The sequence below is a fragment of the Paraburkholderia sp. 31.1 genome, from assembly GCF_014397645.1.
GTDB lineage: Bacteria > Pseudomonadota > Gammaproteobacteria > Burkholderiales > Burkholderiaceae > Paraburkholderia > Paraburkholderia tuberum.
This window is the reverse complement of record NZ_VZQN01000244.1, coordinates 1-276: the sequence shown is the minus strand read 5'-3', so window position 1 is coordinate 276 and position 276 is coordinate 1. Positions and strand designations below refer to the sequence as shown.

Sequence of the window (276 nt, the reverse complement as noted above, 5' to 3'; positions counted from 1 at the left end):
CGGCCTCGACGGGGATCAGCACGGCACAGAGCGGCGTGAATTCGCTGTCCACGGGCGTGAGCTCGCTGTCGACCTCCGCATCGACGGGTATCTCGTCGCTGTCCACGGGTATGAGCTCGCTGTCGACTTCCACGTCGACGGGTATTTCGTCGCTGTCGACGTCGGCCTCGACGGGGATCAGCACGGCACAGAGCGGCGTGAATTCGCTGTCCACGGGCGTGAGCTCGCTGTCGACCTCCGCATCGACGGGTATCTCGTCGCTGTCCACGGGTATGA

Annotated in this window: 1 protein-coding gene; it reads right to left on the bottom strand. The window is 64.9% G+C overall.

Annotated features, from left to right (window positions below; translation table 11 throughout):
• On the bottom strand, positions 1 to 276 hold a 276-nt coding region (locus F6X37_RS37490; protein WP_262420176.1), incomplete at both ends, for a hypothetical protein.